Origin of the sequence: Streptomyces sp. (genome assembly GCF_019510245.1) — a bacterium.
Lineage (GTDB): Bacteria > Actinomycetota > Actinomycetes > Streptomycetales > Streptomycetaceae > Streptomyces.
This window is the reverse complement of record NZ_JAEKKT010000476.1, coordinates 1-2,172: the sequence shown is the minus strand read 5'-3', so window position 1 is coordinate 2,172 and position 2,172 is coordinate 1. Positions and strand designations below refer to the sequence as shown.

Sequence of the window (2,172 nt, the reverse complement as noted above, 5' to 3'; positions counted from 1 at the left end):
ATCGCCGACCAGATCATGCCCGCCTTCGGCGCCCAGGGCCTGGTCGTGTCGACCGCCGAGGCCGGCCGACTGCGGATCACCGGCTACCGCGGCTACGCCCCCCACATCATCGAGCGCCTCGACGTACTGCCCCTCGACACCGACTTCACCCCGGCCGGGCATGCCATCGCCAGCGGCATCCCCGCGTTCTTCGCCGACCCGGAGGAGATGCGCCGCATCTACCCGGAGGCCCAGCAGGTCAGCGGGAAGCAGGCGTGGGCCTTCCTGCCCCTGATCATCTCCGGCAGACCCGTCGGCTGCTGCGTCCTGTCCTACGACCAACCTCACGCGTTCCCGGCCGAGGAACGCGCCGTCCTCGCGTCGCTCGCCGGGCTCGTCGCCCAGGCCCTCGACCGCGCCCGCCTCTACGACGCCAAGCACGAGCTCGCCCACGGCCTTCAGCAGGCACTGCTGCCGCGCGCCCTTCCCCGGGTCGACGGTCTGCGCGTAGCCGCCCGCTATCTGCCCGCGACCCGGGGCATGGACATCGGCGGAGACTTCTACGACCTGATCCGCCTCGGTGACACGGCCGCCGCGGCCGTCATCGGCGACGTCCAGGGACACAACGTCGCCGCTGCCGCCCTGATGGGCCAGGTACGCACCGGCGTCTACGCGCACGCGACCCTCGGCACGCCCCCCGACCAGGTCCTCGCCCGCACCAACCGGCTCCTCACCGACCTGGCCCCAGAGCTCTTCACCAGCTGCCTCTACGCCCACTTCGACTTCGCCCGCCGACGCGTGTGCCTGGCCAGCGCCGGACACCCGCCGCCCCTGCTGCGGCTGCCCGACCGTGTCACCCGGCTCGCCGTCGTCCCGCCCGGACCACTCCTGGGGATCGACCCCGACGCCGAGTTTCCGCTGACCGAGATCCCGCTGACCCCGGGCCTGATGCTCGCCTTCTACACCGACGGTCTCGTCGAAACACCCGGGGTCGATCTCGACGACTCCCTTGCCGGCCTCGCGCACCACCTCGCCCAAGCCGACGAGCGCGACCTGGACCTGCTCATCGACGACCTGCTCAGCAAGTCCGGCACAGCCGGGCAACGCACCGACGACGTCGCGATCCTGGTGCTGCACGACAGATCCTGAACCGCCGACCGGACCGGACAGGATCAGGCACGCTTCGGCCGGCCTCCCCGGGGAACTCGCCGATCCGAAGGCCTCCTATGTGAGAGAGGTGTCCTCACATGTCCAATCCACAGCAGCCAGAACAGCGACGCAGCCAAAAAGGCGGCGGCACGCCGCAGCAGAGCGGCGAACTGAAGGCGCGGCAGACCGGACCGAAGGACGGCCGTGCCCACGGCACGGACAAGGGAGACAAGGGCGGTGGGAAAGGTGGCGGGGTGCCGCCGGACCAGCAGCCCGAGCACCCGTCGTCCTAAGCGCCGTCTCGGCGCCCGTCTTCGGGGGTCCGCGCGGTGATCAGTGCCTGTTCCAGAGCGGCGCGGACCTCGTCGGACAACTCCCCGTCGTGGACCCAGTCCACGATCTGTTCGGAGACCTGCCGCAGTTTGATGTTGGTGTGCTGCGATATGTCCCGCAGCACTTGGAACCCCTGGTCGGACCGCAGGCCGCCAAGGCCGATGACCACACCGATCGCATGGTCGATCACGGCGTGAGAGACGATGGCCTCCTGCAGCTGGCCGATCTCCGTCTGCAACTCGGTGATCTTGTCCAGGAGACTTTCCCGTCCCGGGGCCGGGTGCCCTCCGGTCCGTACGGGGGCGCCGTTCAGCGGCTTGTCCATCGTGATCACATCCCAGATCCCGGGTCTCCCGCCCGGGTTGTCGATGCCGGAGCCGAATGGTGAGGACGACACTTCGACTATTACCCCAGGAAGCCGATCGTGCGCATCCGGTCCCACCCTGGGGCCCATGACCGCGACGAGGCCTCGTTACGGGTAACTGCGACCGGAGGAACCTCGCGAACGGGGGTCCGCTGATCGCGCCTCCGTCGTGCTCCGCGCAAGGGGGTGCCTGATCCTTGCCGTCAGCGCTTCGCCTCGACGACGGCGCCGGGGTGCATGTCGCGGGTGACCAGGGCTTGGACGGTCTCGGTGAGGCGGAGCCGCCGCTGCTTCGCGTAGGCGGTGAGCAGGTGCGAGGCTTCGGCGATGGTGGTGTCCGCGTACTG

Annotated in this window: 3 protein-coding genes; 2 read left to right on the top strand and 1 reads right to left on the bottom strand. The window is 69.8% G+C overall.

The window, feature by feature from the left end; genetic code table 11:
- Positions 1-1,128, top strand: a 1,128-nt coding sequence (locus JF597_RS54280; RefSeq protein WP_294014518.1) for a GAF domain-containing SpoIIE family protein phosphatase, incomplete at its 5' end; no start/stop codon positions are given.
- A gap of 98 nt (positions 1,129-1,226) precedes the next feature.
- Positions 1,227-1,421 (top strand): hypothetical protein, encoded by a 195-nt coding sequence (locus JF597_RS54275; protein ID WP_294014517.1) that lies wholly within the window; start codon positions 1,227-1,229, stop codon positions 1,419-1,421.
- On the opposite strand, the gene JF597_RS54270 is transcribed toward JF597_RS54275, so the two are convergent.
- Positions 1,418-1,786, bottom strand: a complete 369-nt coding sequence (locus JF597_RS54270; protein WP_069763843.1) for an ANTAR domain-containing protein — start codon at positions 1,784-1,786, stop codon at positions 1,418-1,420. The genes JF597_RS54275 and JF597_RS54270 overlap by 4 nt on opposite strands.
- Between the last annotated feature and the right edge of the window lie 386 nt (positions 1,787-2,172).